The organism is Polaromonas sp. P3_C2 (assembly GCF_056402675.1).
This window is the reverse complement of the sequence record NZ_JBFUGX010000803.1, coordinates 1-2,324: the sequence shown is the minus strand read 5'-3', so window position 1 is coordinate 2,324 and position 2,324 is coordinate 1. Positions and strand designations below refer to the sequence as shown.

Genomic DNA, 2,324 nt, shown 5'->3' with positions numbered 1-2,324 from the left:
GGTTGACATGGAGTCGAACGGGGAAAAGACCGTGTCACAGTCAAGTTACCACCAGTCATTCTGGGGCGAAGTGGAGCCCAAAAACGGCCGCCGTCTCACCCCTGCCAACGCGATCAATCACAGTGACGAGGAACTGGAATTCCTAGCCGGCCTGATCGATCAGCGTACCTCCTGGCAAATTGCAGGCAGGAAAGGGATCAAGGACGGCAGCGGAAAAATGACCTACTGACCCGGCCTCACCGGCGCTGCCTATAAGGCATCGCCGGATGCGTTTTGCAGCCGCCTGACCAATGCCACCAGTTGCGGCTGCACCTGCGTCATCAGGAAATGYGGCGAAAGATTGAACCCCGGGCCGCCGCAGCTCACCACCATGACGGAGCGTCTACCCGGTGGCCGGAATGCAGCAGCAATAGCGTTAACGTCCTTCTGCCAATCACCAAAAGACGCGCAGCAGCCGTGATCGCGGTAATGCGCCAGCGCCAGCGCCATCACCTCGCGGGTTTTAGGCCACGCTTCCTCGTCCTGGACCCGAATACGCTCAAGCAGGGTCTCACGCTCCTTATCCGAACAGCCGCACAGGTAGGCTCGCCCCATCGCAGTGCTGGCCAGTGGAATGCGCGAACCTACGTCCAGGCTGAGCGTGAGCGCAGATTCGCTGCGGCAGTTTTCCACATAAATCATGCTCAGGCGATCGCGTATCCCCAGCGATACCATGGCCTGCGAACTGTCGGCGAGATCCTGCATCAACGGCCTGGCGAGCTGCCGCATGTCCATGCGCGCCAGCATGGCGCTGCCCAGCGCCAGTACCGCACTCCCCAGCCGATACCCCGCGCGACCGCTGGCGTCCTGCGCATGCTCGAGGTAGCCATGCTTGGTCAGCGTATAGGTCAAACGCGAAATCGTTGACTTGGGCAGGCCGCAACGGCGTGCCAGTTCCGTGTTGCCCAAGGACCGGTCTCGCGAGCGAAAAGCACTGAGCACATCCAGGCCGCGTGCCAATGCCGTCACAAAGTGCCGATCCTCCTTGGCATGGACGGGGCTGACCGTTCCGGGGGCCGACCTGGTGGGAACAGGAGATTGGGACATTACCAGTTCTGCATTGCGGAATAAAAAGTCCAGCGATTGTGGCACCCAGACGTCATTGCACTCATCACTCAAGGGAAATCCACTAGTGAAAATGTATCCTAATGTTTCACAATTTGAACAATGATCAGGAAAATAGTTCTGCAATGCAGAACAAGTAAGTAATCTTAATTAACCAGGAAGACTGATGGAACACAAAAAAATTCATCTCATGGCCAAAGCCCTGAGCTTTGCCGCCCTGCTGTCGGTTGTCCTTTCCGGGCAGGCGGCGCCGGCACGCGAAGATCTGGTGATCGGTCAGGTGGCGCCGCTGACAGGCACCATCGCCGGAACCGGTAACGAATACGTGGCCGGCGGCGCTGCGTATTTCGCCTATGTCAACGACAACGGCGGAATTTATGGTCGCAAGATACGCGTCGCACTGAAAGACGACAGCTACAAGCCGGAGCAGACCCTTGCCCTGACGCGCCAGCTGCTGGGATTTGCGTGACCCGGTGAACCCCCTGATTTTCCACATCCGGGCCAGCTACGCCGACGAAACTGCCCGCATGGTGGAACACCTGCACACCATTGGCCTGCGCCGCTTCGCGGTGATGTACCAGGACGACCCCTTCGGCAAAAGCGGCCTGGCAGGTGCGGAAAGCGCGCTGAAAAAACTGGGCATGACGGCCGTGGCCACGGGCAACTACGACCGCACCAAGCCTGAGGAAGTCGATGGAGCGGTCGCGGCCATCACCCCGGCCAATCCTGACGCCATCATCATGGTTTCAGTCAACCGCGCCTCCGCCGCTTTCATCAAGAAGATGCGGGCACAAGGCAGCAAGGCTCGCCTGTTCAGTATCTCGGTGGTGAATTTCAAGGAACTGCTCAAAAATGCCGGGGAGGACAACGCCCGCGGCATCGGTATTTCCCAGGTCATGCCCTACCCTTATTCCACCCTGGCGCCGGTGGCCCGCGAGTTCCAGACCCTGATGGCCAAATACCAGCCGGACAAGGTGGTCTCCTACGCCAGCATGGAGTCCTTCATTGCAGCCAAGATTCTTGTTGAAGCCATGCGCCGCAGCGGTGCCGATCCAACGCGCCAGAAAATCATCACCCAGCTGGAGAAGATGAACAACTACGACGCAGGAGGCTTCAAGGTCAGCTTTTCGCCGRAGAACCGTGTCKGCTCGAAGTTTGTTGAAGTGACCGTGATCGGCCGCGACGGCAGGTTGCTCAAGTAGCGCGGCGCACTTCCAGGA

The 2,324-nt window shown here is 59.1% G+C and carries 3 protein-coding genes and 1 pseudogene; 3 read left to right on the top strand and 1 reads right to left on the bottom strand.

Annotated features, from left to right (window positions below):
* Positions 1-229, top strand: a pseudogene (locus tag AC1DWI_RS22160) (iron dicitrate transport regulator FecR); the annotation flags it as partial.
* 20 nt (positions 230-249) lie between these two features.
* Here AC1DWI_RS22160 and AC1DWI_RS22155 read toward each other — a convergent pair.
* On the bottom strand, positions 250-1,086 hold the full coding sequence (locus AC1DWI_RS22155) for an IclR family transcriptional regulator (RefSeq protein WP_477668012.1): 837 nt from the start codon (positions 1,084-1,086) through the stop codon (positions 250-252).
* A 184-nt stretch (positions 1,087-1,270) separates the two neighbouring features.
* Between AC1DWI_RS22155 and AC1DWI_RS22150 the strand changes: the two genes are divergently transcribed.
* A complete protein-coding gene (locus tag AC1DWI_RS22150) occupies positions 1,271-1,573 on the top strand; it encodes an ABC transporter substrate-binding protein (RefSeq protein ID WP_477725786.1) in 303 nt (100 codons plus the stop codon).
* 4 nt (positions 1,574-1,577) lie between these two features.
* On the top strand, positions 1,578-2,306 hold the full coding sequence (locus tag AC1DWI_RS22145; protein WP_477725785.1) for an ABC transporter substrate-binding protein: 729 nt from the start codon (positions 1,578-1,580) through the stop codon (positions 2,304-2,306).
* Positions 2,307-2,324: the final 18 nt, after the last annotated feature.